The following is a 16,019-nucleotide window of genomic DNA, read 5'->3' as shown; positions in this document are numbered from 1 at the left end:
GGAGAAGCAGATGGCGGGTCGACTCGCGGTCGTCGGTGCCGGGCTGATGGGATCGGGCATCGCCCAGGTCGCGGCGCAGGCGGGCTGGCAGGTGACGCTGCGGGACCTGGACGACGCGGCCACCAAGCGGGGCGTCGACGGCATCCGGAAGTCGCTGGAGAAGTTCGCCGAGAAGGGCAAGATCGAGGCGTCCGAGGTCGAGGCGACCCTGGCCCGGATCACCCCGACCACCGAGCTGGAGGCGGCGGCCGACGCGGACATCGTGGTCGAGGCGGTCTTCGAGAAGATCGAGATCAAGCACGAGGTGTTCCGCGCGCTGGACAAGATCTGCAAGGCCGACGCGGTGCTGGCCACCAACACCTCGGCCATCCCGGTCACCCAGATCGCCACCGCCACCGAGCGCCCCGAGTCGGTCGTCGGCACCCACTTCTTCTCCCCGGTGCCGATGATGAAGCTCTGCGAGCTGGTCCGCGGCTACAAGACCAGCGACGAGACGCTGGCCACGGCGAAGGCGTTCGCCGAGGAGGTCGGCAAGACCGTCGTCGTGGTCAACCGGGACATCGCCGGCTTCGTCACCACGCGGCTGATCTGCGCGCTGGCCATGGAGGCGGTTCGGCTGGTCGAGGCGGGCGTCATCTCGGCCGAGGACCTGGACGTCGCCTGCAAGCTCGGCTTCGGGCACGCCATGGGGCCGTTGGCCACCGTCGACCTGACCGGCGTGGACGTGCTGCTCAACGCCACGAAGAACATCTACACCGACACCGCCGACGAGAAGTTCTTCCCGCCGGAGCTGCTCCAGCGTATGGCCACCGCGGGCGACCTGGGCCGCAAGACCGGCCAGGGCTTCTACGCGTACTGAGTCGGGCCGGTGACGCCCCCGGCCGCCCCGGTCGGGGGCGTCACGCCGTCCGGGGCGGGGTGAGGGCGGTGCCCAGCAGGGCGAAGGCGTCGGGGATGACGGTGCCCCAGTAGGCGAAGTTGTGCCGGCCGTCGGTCCACTCGGCGCGTACCGGGGGCTCGGGCAGCGCCTGGGCCAGGGCGCGGACGTCCTTGAGGAAGTCGTCCTGCCGGCCGCACCAGAGGCCGACCGGGGTGCCGCGCAGCCTGCCGACGTCGGCGAAGACCGCGTCGCCGGGGCGTACCGCGGGGGAGAAGGCGGCCACCGCACGCAGCCAACCCGGGTACGCCTCGGCGAGCAGCAGCGCGCCGAAGCCGCCCATCGACCAGCCCCAGACGGCCAGCCGGGAGGTGTCGAAGCCGCGCCGGGCGCACCAGTCGGGCACCTCCTCGCGCACCATCCGCTGCGGGTCGTCGTCTCCGGAGCGGCGCCAGGCGAGCCGGCCGCCGGTCGCCCCGGCGAGCACGAAGGGCGGGGTTCCGTGGCGTACGGCGTCGGTGAGGAAACGGGCGAGCCCGAACCGGCCGTAGTCGCGGGGGGTGGCCGAGGCGCCGTGCAACACCAGGCAGACGGGCAGGCCCCGGCCGTCGCCGTACCCGTCGGGAACGGCGGTCCAGAAGTCCACCTCCCGGCTGCGGGCGCTGGAGGCGACGGGGACCAGGCGTTCGTCCCCGGCCGGGGCGTCGGGTACCACGGGCGCGGGTCCGGACCGGGGGCGGGACAGTTTCCGGGCCGTGAGTCCGGCGACGGCGGCGACGCCCACCGCGCCGGCCCCGGCCAGCAGCAGCCGGCGCCGGTTCACTACGCGAGCCATGTCGGCGAGTGTCGCATCTGCCGCGTCGAGCGGGGTCCCCTGCCCGGCTCAGCCGTCGCGTCTGGTGGTCCAGCGGAAGGTGGTCAGGCAGAGGGCCAGGCCGATCACGCACCAGAGCGCCAGCACCAGGGCGACCCGGCCCAGCTCGAACGAGCCGGCCGGCTCCTGGCCGCCGAAGCCGTCCGGCAGGAAGACCGAGCGCAGCCCCTGGCACATCCACTTCAGCGGGAACAGCGCCGCCACCTGTTGCATCCAGTTGGGCAGCTCGGTGAAGACGAAGAACACCCCGGAGATGAACTGGAGGACCAGGGCGACCGGTGTGACCACGGCCGAGCCGCTGCGGGCGGTGCGGGCCAGCGAGGAGATGGCGATCCCGCCGAGGGTGCACGCGGTGACGCCGAGCGCGGAGACCCAGCCGAAGGTGAGCCACTTCGCGGCGGTGTCGGGCAGCTTCAGGTCGAACAGCAGCACCGCGACGAGCAGCAGCAGGGCGGTCTCGGCGACGCCGATCGCCACCACCATGATCACCTTGCCGGCGAAGTACACCCACTTCGGCATCGGGGTGCCCCGATAGCGCTTGAGGACGCCCCGGTCCCGCTCGATCGGGATCCAGATGCCGAGGTTCTGGAAGCTCACCGTCATCAGACCGGTGGCGATCATGCCGGTGATGAAGTACTGGGTGAACTTGACCCCGCCGCCGATCTCGCCGTGGAAGATCGACGCGAAGATCAGGATCATGATGATCGGGAAGCCCATCGTGAAGACGACGGACTCCCGGCTGCGCAGGAACTGGGTGATCTCCATCCGGCCCTGCCGCAGCGCGAGCGCGCCCGGCCCGAGCCGCCGGGCCGCGGGGGCGGCGACCGGCGTCGCCGGCTTCGTGGTGGTCGTCATCGGTGTCCGATCATCTTCAGGTAGACGTCTTCCAGGGTCGGCCGGGTCACCGTGAGACCCGGGACCTCGCCGCCGAAGCGCGCGGCCAACTCCGTGACCAGCGCCGTCGGCGTCGCGCTCGCCACGCTCTCCAGCGTCCCCTCCGGGGTACGCCAGGAGACCGTCGCCAGCGACTCCTGCCGGTTGCCCAGCCGGTTGGGCGGGGCCACCTCGACCACCCGCCCGGCGGCGATCACGCCGACCCGGTCGGCGAGCGCCTCGGCCTCGTCCAGGTAGTGCGTGGTCAGGACGATGGTGGTGCCGGCCGCGGCCAGGTCCCGGATCAGCTCCCAGAACTCCCGCCGCGCCTCCGGGTCGAACCCGGTGGTCGGCTCGTCGAGGAAGAGCAGCTCCGGCCGGCCGACGATGCCCAGCGCCACGTCGAGGCGGCGCTTCTGCCCGCCGGAGAGGGTGTGCGTACGGGCCTTGGCCTTGGCGGCCAGCCCGACCCGCTCGATCACCTTGTCCGGGTCGTCGGCGGCCGGGTAGAAGCCGGCGAAGTGCCGGACCACCTCGGCCACGGTCAGCTCGTCGAACTCCCCGGTGCCCTGCAACACCATGCCCACCCGGGAGCGCCAGCCGGGGTCCGGGCGGGCCGGGTCGGCGCCGAGCACGCGTACCTCGCCGGCGTCGCGCTGCCGGTAGCCCTCCAGGATCTCCACGGTGGTGGTCTTGCCCGCGCCGTTCGGGCCGAGCAGGGCGAACACCTCGCCCCGCTGGACGTCGAGGTCCACGCCCGCCACCGCGACGTTGTCGCCGTACGCCTTGCGCAGGCCCCGTACGGAGATCGCCAGCTCGTCATCCATGACGTCCAGTGTGCGACCTCGCCGCCCAGCTCGGAGGGCCGGGGTGTGGCGGTCTCCGCCATGTCGCGCCGCTCGTGCCCGGGGATCCCCGCCATGGACGTGTGTGGTTTTCCACAGCCCATTTTACTGAACGGTAACTTAGACTCCCGCCATGGACGAGAAGGCTTCTGCGGGGCGGTTGCCGGAACGCGACCGGCCCTGGGTGATGCGCACCTACGCCGGGCACTCCTCCGCCGCGGCCACCAACGCGCTCTTCCGTCGCAACCTGGCGAAGGGGCAGACCGGTCTCTCCGTCGCCTTCGACCTGCCCACCCAGACCGGGTACGACCCGGACCACGAGCTGGCCGCCGGCGAGGTGGGTCGGGTGGGTGTGCCGGTGGCACACCTCGGCGACATGCGGGCCCTCTTCGACGGCCTTCCGCTGGCCGAGCTGAACACCTCCATGACCATCAACGCGCCGGCCATGTGGCTGCTCGGCCTCTACGCCACGGCCGCCACCGAGCAGGGCGCGGAGCTGGCCCGCTGCGCCGGCACCACGCAGAACGACATCATCAAGGAGTATCTGTCCCGGGGGACCCACATCTTCCCGCCGGCCGCGTCGCTGCGGCTGACCGCGGACGTCATCGCGTACACGCTGCGCGAGATGCCCAGGTGGAACCCGGTCAACGTCTGCTCGTACCACCTCCAGGAGGCGGGTGCGACGCCGGTGCAGGAGGTCGGCTTCGCCCTGGCCACCGCGGTCGCCGTCCTCGACGCCGTGCGGGACTGCGGCCAGGTGCCGGCCGAGCGGATGGGCGACGTGGTCCAGCGCGTCTCCTTCTTCGTCAACGCCGGGGTGCGCTTCGTCGAGGAGATCGCCAAGATGCGCGCCTTCGCCGCGCTGTGGGACGAGATCACCCGCGACCGGTACGGCGTCGAGGACCCGAAGCAGCGCCGCTTCCGGTACGGCGTCCAGGTCAACTCGCTCGGCCTCACCGAGGCCCAGCCGGAGAACAACGTGCAACGCATCGTGCTGGAGATGCTCGGCGTCACCCTTTCCCGGGACGCCCGCGCCCGCGCGGTGCAGCTCCCCGCCTGGAACGAGGCGCTCGGCCTGCCCCGCCCCTGGGACCAGCAGTGGTCGCTGCGGATGCAGCAGGTGCTGGCGTACGAGTCGGACCTGCTGGAATACCCGGACCTGTTCGCGGGGTCGCGTGTGATGACCGCGCTGGTCGACGACATCGTCGCCGGCGCCCGGGTGGAGCTGGCGAAGGTGCTGGAGATGGGCGGCGTGGTGGCCGCCGTGGAGACCGGCTATCTCAAGAGCGCCCTGGTGGCCTCGCTCGCCGACCGTCGCCGCCGGATGGAGGCCGGCACCGACGTGGTGGTGGGCGTCAACCGGTTCACCGGGACCGAGTCGTCGCCGTTGACCGCGGCCGGGGCCGAGGCGATCGAGCAGGTCGATCCGGCCGTCGAGGCGACCGCCGCAAACGCCGTACGCGAGTGGCGGGCCGGCCGGGACGCGGCGACGGTGGACGCGGCACTGGACCGGCTGCGCGCGGACGCCGCGACCACGACGAACCTGATGGCCGCGACTCTGGCCTGCGTGCGGGCCGGGGTGACCACCGGCGAGTGGGCGGGCGCGCTGCGCCGGGTCTTCGGCGAGTACCGGGCGCCGACCGGCCTCTCGGGCGCGGCCGGGGCCGGCGGCGACGCGGGGCTCACGACGGTCCGCGAGCGGGTCGCCGCCACGGCCCGCGAGCTGGGCAGCGGACGGCTGCGGCTGCTGGTCGGCAAGCCCGGCCTGGACGGGCACTCCAACGGCGCCGAGCAGATCGCGGTACGCGCCCGCGACGCCGGCTTCGAGGTGATCTACCAGGGCATCCGGCTGACCGCCGGGCAGATCGTGGCCGCCGCCGTCGAGGAGGACGTGGACCTGGTCGGCCTCTCGGTGCTCTCCGGCTCGCACCTGGCCGCCGTGCCGGCCGTACTGGACGGATTGCGCGCCGCCGGGCGGGGCGACCTGCCCGTGGTGGTCGGCGGCATCATCCCGGCCGGCGACGCCGAGGCCCTGCGCGCGGCCGGCGTGGCCCGCGTCTTCACCCCGAAGGACTTCGCGCTGACCGGCATCATCGACGAGCTGGTCACCGTGATCCGCGAAGCCAACAACCTGAGCTGAAAAGGGGTCCCCTCCGCACCCCTGCGGGTGGGTCAGCGGCTCTGGTACGTCATGCAGTCGGCCAGGTCCATCGCCGAGCCGACGGTGATCGCCGGGGCGTGGCACTCCAGGTCGGAGTTGTGCTGGCAGTCGGAACGCTGGCAGGCGCCCACCTGGGCGACCAGTTGCTCACTTCCGCCGCGTACGGGCATCTCCACGAAAGTGTGGCAGCGGGCGTGATCGCTGCTGCCGATCGTGATGGCGAAGGCGTGGCAGTCGTTCGTGCGGTTGTAGGCGCAGGAGGCGACGGTGCACTCCTGGACTCGGGGCATTTCTACCGCTGCGGTCACTACTGCCTCCTTTATGCGATCGTGTCCCTGATTGTAGAAGTCTGCGCGGTTCCCTGTGTTCGGTTCGAAGTGGTCGCGGTGACCTCGTTGGGTGCCGGAGGGTCCGCTCCCCGAGACGTGCGCCGCCCCCAGGGGCCACTTTCGGGAAAGTTGCGCCTTCGTGGTGCCGGGATAAGCCCCTTTCCGGGATGTTTTGGCCGTCGTGCCCCTGAAGGCCGGTTTCGGGCAAGTTGCGGTTTCGTCGTGCGGGGATGGGCCCATTGCGGGGATGTTGTGTGGATCTTGGCCGGCGCGCCTTGCCTGTCTGGGCGACATGCGCCGAGTGTCCGGTTCCGCGGCGGGCGGGGTGGCGTCGCGGGGGAATGGTCGCCGGTCGGCGGGCGTTGTACCGGGCTGCACGGCCGAGGAAGGCCCCCGAACCTGGGGGCTGATGGCCGCCCGCTGCGATCGGGGTGGCCCGGGCCCGGAATGTTGGTGGGTCGTCGGTCGTTGTACATGGTCCCGGCGCCGCGAAGAGGCGACCCCCCGTCGCCCCGTGAGTCTGCCGGTCAAAAGACTTTCCCCTTGTTTTGGGCGCCTGACGGTGCTTGCGCATGCCCCGACCCCCCGTTCGGCGTGTGTGCCAAACCCCCGAATGGAGCTTTGGTCATGAATACGATGCTGCGTAAGAGCGTTCTCGGTGTTGCTGGTCTGGCTTTCGCCGGTGGTGTGTTCGCTGGTCCGATCGCCGCGCACGCCGCCGCCCCGGTGCACGCCGCTCCGGTGGCTGCTGTGCAGGCCGACAAGCCGGCCGTGGACAAGCCGGCCGTGGACATGGGCAAGCTGGTCCCGCACGGGGTGCAGGGCGCCCAGTCGAAGATCGACCTGAACGGTGAGCAGACCGCGAACGCGAAGGCGATCATCGCGGCGACGAAGAAGGCCGGCATGCCGGAGCGGGCCGCGGTCATCTCGATCGCCACGTCGCTTCAGGAGTCGAAGCTGGAGAACCTGGGCCACCTCGGTGACGCGAACGATCACGACTCGCTGGGTCTGTTCCAGCAGCGGCCGTCCTCTGGTTGGGGCAGCCCGGAGCAGATCACCGACCCCGAGTACGCGACGACCGCGTTCCTGAAGGGTCTGAAGCAGGTTGACGGGTGGCAGGACATGCCGTTGACCAAGGCCGCGCAGACGGTGCAGGTGTCGGCGTACCCGGACGCCTACGCCCAGTGGGAGCAGCAGGCCGCTGACCTGGTCGCCCCGAACTGGAACAGCTGACACAACACCGCTGGCCGGTACCCCCGAACATGGGGGTGCCGGCCAGCGGCGTCAGACGCGGAATCCGGCGGCCCGGGCGGCCTGACGCTCGCGGCGCCGCTCCCTGCGCCGGGGCAGGAACCAGAACAGGAACGCGACGAACCCGATCAGGAACGCCAGCATCAGCACCGGCAGCAGGATCGCCACCACCGACAGGATCACGCTCGTCGCGTCTTCGGCGGTGCTGGCGACCGGCGCGCCGAAGCCGGCGGTGGTCGCGTTGATGATCGGGCGGGCCGCCGACTTGAGCAGGTGCACGCCGAGCGCGATCAGTACGCCGACCACGACCGGGATCCACTGGTGCGAGGAGAAGAAGCTGTCCGGGTCGCTGACCGTCACGGTCTGCGAGTTGGAGCCGGCGCCGAAGGCCAACCCGCCCGCGGTCGGCCGGACCACGGTCTGCACCACGTCGTTGACGTGGTCGACGACCGGCACCTTGTCCGCGACCACCTCGATGGCGAGCAGCACCGCGAGGATCAGGATGATCCAGCCATTGCCGAGCCACTGCCAGCCGCCGGGCAGGTCGACCAGGTCGGTGTAGCGCGCCAGCAGACCCATGAGGAGCAACGGGATGTAGGCGTTCAGGCCGGCCGACGCGGCGAGACCGGAACCGGTGAGGACTTCGAGCACGATCTCAATATCGCACCGGTACGCCAGTGGCGCTCGCCGGCCGACGCCGGGTGCTCGGCTACCCTCCTTGCGTGCGGTTGGTGATTGCGAAGTGCTCGGTGGACTACGTCGGACGGCTCTCGGCACACCTGCCGCCGGCCACCCGGTTGCTCATGGTGAAGGCGGACGGCTCGGTCTCGATCCACGCGGACGACCGGGCGTACAAGCCGTTGAACTGGATGAGCCCGCCGTGCCGGCTGGAGGAGGCCCCCGGCGTGTGGCGGGTGGTGAACAAGGCCGGCGAGGAGCTGCGGATCACCCTGGAGGAGATCTTCCAGGACACCTCGTACGAGCTGGGTGTCGACCCGGGTCTGCGTAAGGACGGCGTCGAGGCGCACCTCCAGGAGTTGCTGGCCGCCAACCCGGAGACCCTGGGCGAGGGCTTCACCCTGGTCCGGCGGGAGTACATGACCGCGATCGGCCCGGTCGACCTGCTCTGCCGGGACGCCAATCAGGGCGCGGTCGCCGTCGAGGTGAAGCGGCGCGGCGAGATCGACGGTGTCGAGCAGCTCACCCGCTATCTGGAACTGATGAACCGGGATCCGCTGCTGGCCCCGGTCACCGGCGTCTTCGCCGCGCAGGAGATCAAGCCGCAGGCCCGGGTGCTCGCCACCGACCGGGGTATCCGCTGCGTGGTGGTCGACTACGACAAGCTTCGCGGCATCGAGCGTGACGAGCTGACCCTGTTCTGAGGTTGTGCTGCCCCGCCCCGGGGGGAGCCTCCCGGGGCGGGGAAGTCAGCGTCGGCCGTACATCAGCTTGGCGGCCTTGACGAGGCGGGCGACGTCGGCCGGGGTGCGCTCGAAGGTCATCGACGGCAGCAGCGAGCGGGCCCGGCGGCGGGTGATGGCCTTGGCCCGGCCGAATTCGCGCAGCCCGTCCTCGCCGTGGATGCGGCCGAAGCCGGAGTCGCCGACCCCGCCGAACGGCAGCGTCGACATCCCGGCGAAGGTGAGCGTCGAGTTGATCGAGGCCATTCCGGAGCGCAGTCGCCGCGCGACCGCCACGGCCCGCTTCCGGCCGAAGACCGCACCCCCGAGGCCGTACGAGAGGGCGTTGGCCCGGTCGACGGCCTCGTCCACGTCGCGTACCCGGTTGACGGTGAGCGTCGGGCCGAAGGTCTCCTCGCGGACGGCGGCCGAGTCCTCCGGGACGTCCACCAGCACGGTCGGGTGGACGTACGGCGGCTGGACCGCGTCGGGGCCGCCGAGCGCCGCCCGGCCGCCGCGCGCGACGGCGTCCTCGATGTGCCGGCGGATGACGTCGAGCTGGGACGGCATGGTGATCGGGCCGATGTCGGCGCCGTCCGGGCCGACGGTGAGCCGGCCGGCCCTGGTCACCACCTTGTCGACGAAGGCGTCGAAGACCTGGTCGACCGCGTAGACCCGCTCGATGCCGATGCAGGTCTGCCCGGCGTTGGTGAGCGCCCCCCAGACGCACGCCTCGGCGGCGGCGTCCAGGTCGGCGTCGGTGTCCACGATCATCGCGTCCTTGCCGCCGGCCTCCAGCAGCACCGGGGTGAGTGACTCGGCGCAGGCGGCCATCACCTTCCTCGCGGTGGCGGTCGAGCCGGTGAAGGCCACCTTGGCCACGCCCGAGCGGCACAGCGCCGCGCCGACGTCCCCGAAGCCGTGTACGGCGCTGAGGACCGGACGCTCCGGCACCACCTCGGCGAAGCGGTCCACCAGCCACTGACCGACGGCCGGGGTGTACTCGCTCGGCTTGAACACCACCGCGTTCCCGGCCGCCAGGGCGTACGCGACGGAGCCGATCGGGGTGAGGACGGGGTAGTTCCACGGGCCGATCACGCCGACCACCCCGTACGGCTGGTATTCGAGGTGACCGGTGAACTCGGCGAGGATCAGCCGGGAGCGGACCCGGCGCGGCCCGAGCACCCGCCGGGCGTTGCGGGCGGCCCAGTCGATGTGTTCCAGCGCGGTCAGGATCTCCACGACGGCGTCGCCGACCGGTTTGCCGCCCTCGGCGCGCATCAGCTCGGCCAGCTCCTCGATCCGGCGGGCGACCAGGCTCCGCCAGCGCAGCAGCCGTTCCCGTCGGCGGGTGAAACCGAGCCCGGCCCACCAGTCACCCGCGGCGCGGGCCCGCTCGACCGCACCCCGCACGTCCGCCTCGGTCGCCGCCGGGAACCGTCCGGCCTCCGCGCCGGTCGCCGGGCTGGTCGAGACCAGTTGGCCGTCCTCGATGACCGGGGTCCCCGGGACATGCACCGCCGTCATGGCCGAAAGTCTAGACCCGAGCGTTACTCACCGGTAGGTCGGCGCGGCCTCCGGATTGTCCTGGTCGAGCCGTCGCGGGCCGCCGGGATCGACGGAGGTCGCCGGCGATACGGCCGGAAACGCTCCCCGAAACGGGCGAACGGGAGTTGACCGGCCGGGGTCGCGGGGGTGACCGGGCGGTGGTGGGGACGATTGCGGTGAGGTGGCAGTCTGTTGCCAGGGGGCGACGGTGGGTGGGAGGGCGACTGCCGATGGAGGAGCATCCGGAGCTGATGCCGCTGCTGACGGTGTCGGGTGGGGCGATGCGGGGACTGAGCTTCCGGGTCGGTCGTGACCCGCAGGTGATCGGGCGGGCACCGACCGCCGACATCGTGCTCGCCGACCCGCACCTGAGCCGCCGGCACGCCACGGTCCAACTGGCCGCCGACGGGGGATGGCTGACCGACCTCGGCTCGACCAACGGCACCTGGCTCAACGACCAGCGCATCACCGGCAGGGTCCAGCTGACCGACGGGGACGTGATCCGGCTCGGCCGCACCGACCTGCGCTACTTCGACCCCGGGGTGGCCCGGACCGACCCGGTCGGGATGAGCTTCTCCCTGCCGAGCCGGGACCACCGGCCAACCCTGCCGCTGCCCGTACCGCCGACACCGCGCGGGACCGTGGAGCCACGCGAGCCCGTGGAGCCGCGTGGGGGCGTTCGACCGCTGCCGGTCGACGCCCACCACTGAACTCCGGAGCACCCGAGGTCCGGCCTGACTGCGGGGCTCGGCCACACCGATCGGCGGGCCGGGGTGTCGACCGGGCACATGGACGGGGTCGGTCCGGCCGTGGAAGCATGCGCGAATGCGTAGCGAGCAGCACATCGTCCAGGCCAACGGCATCACCCAGGCGGTACGGGTGGCCGGCCCGCCGGACGGCGTACCGGTGCTGCTCGTACACGGCAACGTCTCGTCGTCCGCGTTCTGGGAGCCGATGCTGTCCCGGCTGCCGGACACGCTCCGCGTCGTCGCCCCCGACCTGCGGGGGTACGGCGACAGCGAAACCGCCCCGGTCGACGCGACCCGGGGCCTCAACGACTTCGCCGACGACGTGGCGGCCCTGCTCGACGTACCCGGGCTGTTCGTCCCCGGCGCGCGGCCGGTGGTGGTCGCGCACTCGCTGGGTGGCGGCGTGGCGATGCGGCTGCTGGTCGACCATCCCGACCGGGTGGCCGGCCTGCTGCTGGAGGCGCCGGTCTCGCCGTACGGCTTCGGCGGCACCCGGGACCTCGACGGCACACCGACCACACCGGACTTCGCCGGGACCGGCGCGGGCGGCGCCAACCCCGACTTCGTCGCCCGGCTCGCCGCGCAGGACCGGGGCGAGGAGGCCCCGACCAGCCCGCGGAACGTGCTGCGCACGGCCTACGTGGCCGACCCGGCGTCGCTCGGCGAGGACGAGGAACTGCTGCTCGGCAGCATGCTGACCACGGCCACCGGGGACGACAACTACCCGGGCACGTCGGTCGTCTCGCCGCACTGGCCGGGCACGGCGGCGGGGGAGCGCGGCGTGCTCAACGCGCTGGCGCCCGCGTGGTTCCGGATCGCCGACGAACTGGTCGCCGTTTCGGCCAAGCCGCCGGTGACCTGGGTACGCGGCGACGCCGACGTGATCGTCTCGGACACCTCGCTGTTCGACCTGGCGTACCTGGGGTCGCTCGGGGTGGTGCCGGGCTGGCCGGGGGCGGTGGACTGCCCGCCGCAGCCCATGATCGGCCAGACCCGGGCCGTGCTGGACCGGTACGCGGCGGCCGGCGGGACGTACCGGGAGGTGGTGCTGCCCGACTGCGGCCACAGCCCGCACCTGGAACGACCGGCCGAGTTCGTCGCGGAGCTGCTGGCACTGGTCGGAGTGCCCACGACGGCCTGACCCGGCGCGCGCCCGAGCCCGTGCCCGGGGCGGAGAGTGACGGGCGTCGTGAAAAACCCCACGGCGTGTCGACAACGCAGCGTCACGTGGCAGACTCCGGCGCATAACCTTAGTCGCCGTTCAAGCGACAGCGGCGGAGTCAACCAGGGGAGGCCGGTCGTGGCGCGCGAGTTCACCAGTGTGGGCGTGGTGGGTCTGGGCACCATGGGTGCCGGGATCGTCGAGGTGTTCGCCCGCAACGGCATCGACGTGGTGGCCGTGGAGATCTCCGACGCCGCCCTGGACCGCGGCCGGGCCAACCTCACCGGCTCGACCGACCGGGCGGTGGCCAAGGGCAAGCTCGCCGAGGCCGACCGGGACGCCCTGCTCGGCCGGGTGAACTTCCAGGTCGGGCTGGACGCCCTGCACTCGGTGGACCTGGTCATCGAGGCCGTGCCCGAGCACCTGGACCTGAAGCAGCGGATCTTCGCCGAGCTGGACCGGGTCTGCAAGCCCGAGGCGATCCTGGCCACCAACACCTCCTCGCTCAGCGTCACCGAGATCTCCGTCGCCACCACCCGGCCCAACCAGGTCATCGGCATCCACTTCTTCAACCCGGCCCCGGTGATGAAGCTGGTCGAGGTGGTCCGCACGGTGGTCACCTCCGCCGACGTGGTGGCCGACGTGGAGGCGCTCTGCGCGCGGCTCGGCAAGGTCGACGTGACCATCAACGACCGGGCCGGCTTCATCGCCAACGCGCTGCTCTTCGGCTACCTCAACCACGCGGTGAGCATGTTCGAGGCGCGGTACGCCACCCGCGAGGACATCGACGCCGCCATGAAGCTCGGCTGCGGCCTGCCGATGGGCCCGCTCGCGCTGATGGACCTGATCGGCCTGGACACCGCGTACGAGATCCTGGACACCATGTACCGGCGCGGCGGGCGGGACCGTCGGCACGCCCCGGTGCCGCTGATCAAGCAGATGGTCACCGCCGGGCTGCTCGGCCGGAAGTCCGGCCGGGGCTTCTACACCTACGAGCGGCCGGGCTCGCCGAGGGTCGTACCGGACGAGCAGACGCCGGTGGCGACGGAGTCGGCACTCGCCGACGGTGCTCGGGTCATGACCAAGATCGGCGTGGTCGGTTCCGGGACCATGGCCACCGGCATCATCGAGGTCTTCGCCAAGGCCGGGTACGAGGTCGTCTCGGTGACCCGGGGCGCGGAGAAGTCGGCCAAGGTCTGCGAGGCGGTCAAGACCTCGCTGAACAAGGGCGTGGTCCGGGGCAGGCTGAGCGAGGAGGAGCGGGACGCCGCGCTGGGCCGGGTCACCTGGTCCGCCACCCTGGAACACCTCGCCGACGTCGACCTGGTGGTCGAGGCGGTGGTCGAGGAGTTGAGCGTCAAGAAGGCCCTCTTCGCGAGCCTCGACGAGATCTGCAAGCCGGGCGTGGTGCTCGCCACCACCACCTCGTCGCTGTCGGTGATCGACGTGGCGATGGCCACCCAGCGGCCGGCCGACGTGATCGGCCTGCACTTCTTCAACCCGGCGCCGATCATGCCGCTGGTGGAGATCGTGCGGACCATCCGCACCTCGGCGGAGACCACCGCCGCCGCCCGGGCCGTCTGCGCCGGGCTGGGCAAGACCGGCGTGGTCTGCGCCGACCGCTCCGGCTTCATCGTCAACGCGCTGCTCTTCCCGTACCTGAACGACGCGGTGAAGATGCTGGAGGCCAGCTACTCGACCGCCGACGACATCGACCACGCGATGAAGCTGGGCTGCGGCTACCCGATGGGCCCGTTCGAGCTGCTCGACGTGGTCGGCCTGGACGTCGCGCTGGCCATCCAGCGGGAGCTCTACCTGGAGCTGCGTGAGCCCGGCTTCTCGCCCGCGCCGCTGCTGGAGCACCTGGTCACCGCCGGCTACCTCGGCCTGAAGACCGGTCGGGGCTTCCGCGACCACACTCACCGCTGATCCGGGTCAACACCGGACGCCGTTGACGGCGTCTTGAGGGTGTGACCTTCGAGGAGTACGTCGGCAGCCGAGGCCCGGCCCTGTTGCGCCTGGCCCGGCTGCTGACCGGAGACGAGCACCGCGCCGAGGACCTGACGCAGGACGTACTGGCGCGCGCCTACGTGCACTGGCGCAAGATCGCCCGGGCCGACCGGCCCGACGTGTACGTGCGGCGGATGCTGGTCAACGCCAACCACTCGTGGTGGCGCCGACGGTCCAGCCGGGAGCTGGCCGTGGACACCTTCGCCGAGCGGGCCGACCGCGACGACCTGAGCGGCGAGGCGGCCGACCGGGACGAGATGTGGCGGCTGATCCGGGCGCTGCCCGACCGCCAGCGCGCCGTGCTGGTGCTGCGCTACTACGAGGACCTGGACGACGCCACGATCGCCCAGATTCTTGACTGCTCGCCGGTCACCGTCCGTACCCACGCGATGCGGGCGCTCGCCCACCTCCGGGAGCGCTGCGGCGCCCCGACGACCAACGGGAGCCGGCCGTGACCGACCTCGACCAGCGGATCGCCTCGGTGCTGCGGGAGCGCGCCGAAGGGGAGATCGACACCCACCGGCTGCTGAACCGGTCCCGGGCCCGGGGACGCCGGCGGCAGGCCCGTCGGCGGGTCGCCACCGGCGGCGCGCTCGCCCTGGTCGGGGTGCTCGGTGTCGTGGGGGTGACCGGGACGGACATCACCGGGCTGCCCGGCCGGCTGCCGTGGACCGCGACCACACCGACCGTCGCCCCGCCGGTGCCACCCCGGGCCGCCGGGGTGCCGGGTGCCGCCCAGCGGCCCGACCTGGTCGGTGCCGACCCGCAGGTGCTGCACTTCGGTGTCGACCCGGCGAAGGGCCGCTACCTGGGTTGGGAGGTCAGCGGACAGATCGAGTCCGTTCGGTTCGACGCCGGCGGTGGGCGTGCGGTCACCGTCGAGGTGGCCCGGTCCACGGCGGCGTTCGACGAGCGGGGCATCGAGGGGTGGCCGGTGGATGTGGTGCAGGATACGACCTTCGACGGCAGCATCCAGCGCGTGGCGCCGAGCAGCGGCAGCCCCGGGTATGTCACCTGGTGGCGGCCGGCGAACGGGCTCTACGCGCGGGCGAGCATGACCGGCGAGGACCCGTTCGCCCTCACCCGCGCCATCACCGCGCTCCGGTGGGACGAGGCACGACGGTGCGGCGGACCCCTGCGGCTCACCGCGCTGCCCGTCGGCTCCCGGGTCGACCGCTGCTCGGTGGATGTGTCGTCCTTCCCTGGCACGGTGAACGTGGTGGTGAACCTCTACCGCGGCACGTCCGGGATGATGTTCGTCCGCCTCCAGTACAACGCCGGAATAGTCGGCAAGCGCACCGACAGCAACCGCACGGTCGGCGGGCGTCCCGCCTATCTCTACCCGCAGGGCGACGAACTGGAGTTGCTCGGCCTCCCCAAGGCCCACCTGGTCGCGAGTTTCGGCCGGCCGATGGAGGGCTTCACCGAGGCGGACGCGACAACCGTGCTCGCCGGGGCGCAGGTGGCGAAGGACCCGGGCGACCCGGAGACCTGGGAGTGACCGGCGTCGTGGGCCGGGCCGCCCGACCTGGGCCGGTCCGGCCAGCGGGCCGTACGCTTGGTGGCCGTGAGCCCCCGTCGCAACCGTCCCCGCCGGGACGAGAACACCCGCCTGGACTCCGACCGGGTACGCCAGGGCGTGCCCACGGTCCAGCAGTGGCGCGACGGCGACTGGCAGGTACGCGGGATCACCGGTGGGGCGTCGGCCAAGACGTACCGTTGTCCGGGCTGCGACCAGGAGATCCTTCCGGGGGTGGCGCACGTGGTGGCCTGGCCGGCCGACGACCGGGGCGACCTCACCGACCGGCGGCACTGGCACACCGGCTGCTGGCGGGCCCGGGAGCGGCGCGGGCCGAACCTCCAGCGCGGGCACGGTGCCCCGCGCTACGGCTGAGCGACCTGGATCACCCTGTTCGCGCCCGGACGGGCGGCGCGGGCGC

Annotated in this window: 16 protein-coding genes; 10 read left to right on the top strand and 6 right to left on the bottom strand. The window is 72.1% G+C overall.

Annotation, left to right across the window (positions count from 1 at the left end; genetic code table 11):
* Positions 1 to 10 precede the first annotated feature (10 nt).
* The gene (locus GA0070621_RS18370; RefSeq protein WP_091197466.1) at positions 11 to 859 is read left to right on the top strand and encodes a 3-hydroxyacyl-CoA dehydrogenase family protein; all 849 of its coding nucleotides are present in this window, start codon (positions 11 to 13) and stop codon (positions 857 to 859) included.
* 40 nt (positions 860 to 899) lie between these two features.
* On the opposite strand, the gene GA0070621_RS18365 is transcribed toward GA0070621_RS18370, so the two are convergent.
* The 3 genes from GA0070621_RS18365 to GA0070621_RS18355 are packed head-to-tail and all read right to left on the bottom strand — an operon-like array spanning position 900 to position 3,451.
* Positions 900 to 1,712 carry an alpha/beta hydrolase gene (locus GA0070621_RS18365; protein WP_091197464.1) on the bottom strand — a complete coding sequence of 271 codons (813 nt, stop codon included), beginning with the start codon at positions 1,710 to 1,712 and terminating at the stop codon, positions 900 to 902.
* A 48-nt stretch (positions 1,713 to 1,760) separates the two neighbouring features.
* A complete protein-coding gene (locus tag GA0070621_RS18360; protein ID WP_091197461.1) occupies positions 1,761 to 2,606 on the bottom strand; it encodes an ABC transporter permease in 846 nt (281 codons plus the stop codon).
* The gene (locus GA0070621_RS18355) at positions 2,603 to 3,451 is read right to left on the bottom strand and encodes an ABC transporter ATP-binding protein (RefSeq protein WP_091197458.1); all 849 of its coding nucleotides are present in this window, start codon (positions 3,449 to 3,451) and stop codon (positions 2,603 to 2,605) included. The genes GA0070621_RS18360 and GA0070621_RS18355 overlap by 4 nt, the downstream gene beginning before the upstream one ends.
* Before the next feature lie 151 nt (positions 3,452 to 3,602).
* Here GA0070621_RS18355 and GA0070621_RS18350 point away from each other — a divergent pair, with 151 nt between their 5' ends.
* Entirely contained in the window at positions 3,603 to 5,609 is a 2,007-nt protein-coding gene (locus tag GA0070621_RS18350; RefSeq protein WP_091197456.1) for a protein meaA, read from the top strand.
* A 32-nt stretch (positions 5,610 to 5,641) separates the two neighbouring features.
* On the opposite strand, the gene GA0070621_RS18345 is transcribed toward GA0070621_RS18350, so the two are convergent.
* A complete protein-coding gene (locus GA0070621_RS18345) occupies positions 5,642 to 5,938 on the bottom strand; it encodes a DUF1540 domain-containing protein (protein ID WP_091197453.1) in 297 nt (98 codons plus the stop codon).
* Between the two features lie 648 nt (positions 5,939 to 6,586).
* On the opposite strand from GA0070621_RS18345, the gene GA0070621_RS18340 reads away from it, so the two are divergent.
* A complete protein-coding gene (locus GA0070621_RS18340) occupies positions 6,587 to 7,192 on the top strand; it encodes a hypothetical protein (protein WP_091197451.1) in 606 nt (201 codons plus the stop codon).
* A 51-nt stretch (positions 7,193 to 7,243) separates the two neighbouring features.
* Here GA0070621_RS18340 and GA0070621_RS18335 read toward each other — a convergent pair whose 3' ends face one another.
* Complete coding sequence (locus tag GA0070621_RS18335; RefSeq protein WP_091197448.1) at positions 7,244 to 7,861, bottom strand: DUF4126 domain-containing protein; 618 nt, start codon at positions 7,859 to 7,861, stop codon at positions 7,244 to 7,246.
* A 71-nt stretch (positions 7,862 to 7,932) separates the two neighbouring features.
* Between GA0070621_RS18335 and nucS the strand changes: the two genes are divergently transcribed.
* Complete coding sequence (nucS, locus tag GA0070621_RS18330) at positions 7,933 to 8,592, top strand: endonuclease NucS (protein ID WP_073836014.1); 660 nt, start codon at positions 7,933 to 7,935, stop codon at positions 8,590 to 8,592.
* 45 nt (positions 8,593 to 8,637) lie between these two features.
* On the opposite strand, the gene GA0070621_RS18325 is transcribed toward nucS, so the two are convergent.
* A complete protein-coding gene (locus tag GA0070621_RS18325) occupies positions 8,638 to 10,137 on the bottom strand; it encodes an aldehyde dehydrogenase family protein (protein WP_091197446.1) in 1,500 nt (499 codons plus the stop codon).
* Positions 10,138 to 10,388: 251 nt separating this feature from the next.
* On the opposite strand from GA0070621_RS18325, the gene GA0070621_RS18320 reads away from it, so the two are divergent.
* The 6 genes from GA0070621_RS18320 (at position 10,389) to GA0070621_RS18295 (ending at position 15,973) form a co-directional block, all read left to right on the top strand.
* The gene (locus GA0070621_RS18320) at positions 10,389 to 10,868 is read left to right on the top strand and encodes an FHA domain-containing protein (RefSeq protein ID WP_091197443.1); all 480 of its coding nucleotides are present in this window, start codon (positions 10,389 to 10,391) and stop codon (positions 10,866 to 10,868) included.
* Between the two features lie 115 nt (positions 10,869 to 10,983).
* A complete protein-coding gene (locus tag GA0070621_RS18315) occupies positions 10,984 to 12,048 on the top strand; it encodes an alpha/beta hydrolase (protein ID WP_091197440.1) in 1,065 nt (354 codons plus the stop codon).
* Between the two features lie 159 nt (positions 12,049 to 12,207).
* Positions 12,208 to 13,998, top strand: a complete 1,791-nt coding sequence (locus tag GA0070621_RS18310) for a 3-hydroxyacyl-CoA dehydrogenase family protein (protein WP_091197438.1) — start codon at positions 12,208 to 12,210, stop codon at positions 13,996 to 13,998.
* A 41-nt stretch (positions 13,999 to 14,039) separates the two neighbouring features.
* Complete coding sequence (locus GA0070621_RS18305; RefSeq protein WP_091197435.1) at positions 14,040 to 14,534, top strand: SigE family RNA polymerase sigma factor; 495 nt, start codon at positions 14,040 to 14,042, stop codon at positions 14,532 to 14,534.
* Positions 14,531 to 15,580, top strand: coding sequence for a hypothetical protein (locus GA0070621_RS18300; protein WP_091197432.1), 1,050 nt, complete (start codon positions 14,531 to 14,533; stop codon positions 15,578 to 15,580). The genes GA0070621_RS18305 and GA0070621_RS18300 overlap by 4 nt, the downstream gene beginning before the upstream one ends.
* 66 nt (positions 15,581 to 15,646) lie before the next feature.
* The gene (locus tag GA0070621_RS18295) at positions 15,647 to 15,973 is read left to right on the top strand and encodes a hypothetical protein (protein WP_167667039.1); all 327 of its coding nucleotides are present in this window, start codon (positions 15,647 to 15,649) and stop codon (positions 15,971 to 15,973) included.
* The last annotated feature ends 46 nt before the right edge of the window (positions 15,974 to 16,019 follow it).

This window comes from Micromonospora narathiwatensis, from assembly GCF_900089605.1.
GTDB lineage: Bacteria > Actinomycetota > Actinomycetes > Mycobacteriales > Micromonosporaceae > Micromonospora > Micromonospora narathiwatensis.
Note: the sequence above shows the minus strand (reverse complement) of the source record. Positions and strands in the feature narration are given on the sequence as shown.

Bases quoted from the DNA above. Each gene is read 5' to 3' on its own strand.
- GA0070621_RS18325 (WP_091197446.1), bottom strand. From the start codon at position 10,137: ATGACGGCGGTGCATGTCCCGGGGACCCCGGTCATCGAGGACGGCCAA.
- GA0070621_RS18315 (WP_091197440.1), top strand. From the start codon at position 10,984: ATGCGTAGCGAGCAGCACATCGTCCAGGCCAACGGCATCACCCAGGCG.
- GA0070621_RS18355 (WP_091197458.1), bottom strand. From the start codon at position 3,451: ATGGATGACGAGCTGGCGATCTCCGTACGGGGCCTGCGCAAGGCGTAC.
- GA0070621_RS18350 (WP_091197456.1), top strand. From the start codon at position 3,603: ATGGACGAGAAGGCTTCTGCGGGGCGGTTGCCGGAACGCGACCGGCCC.
- GA0070621_RS18370 (WP_091197466.1), top strand. From the start codon at position 11: ATGGCGGGTCGACTCGCGGTCGTCGGTGCCGGGCTGATGGGATCGGGC.
- GA0070621_RS18340 (WP_091197451.1), top strand. From the start codon at position 6,587: ATGAATACGATGCTGCGTAAGAGCGTTCTCGGTGTTGCTGGTCTGGCT.
- GA0070621_RS18360 (WP_091197461.1), bottom strand. From the start codon at position 2,606: ATGACGACCACCACGAAGCCGGCGACGCCGGTCGCCGCCCCCGCGGCC.
- GA0070621_RS18365 (WP_091197464.1), bottom strand. From the start codon at position 1,712: ATGGCTCGCGTAGTGAACCGGCGCCGGCTGCTGCTGGCCGGGGCCGGC.
- GA0070621_RS18320 (WP_091197443.1), top strand. From the start codon at position 10,389: ATGGAGGAGCATCCGGAGCTGATGCCGCTGCTGACGGTGTCGGGTGGG.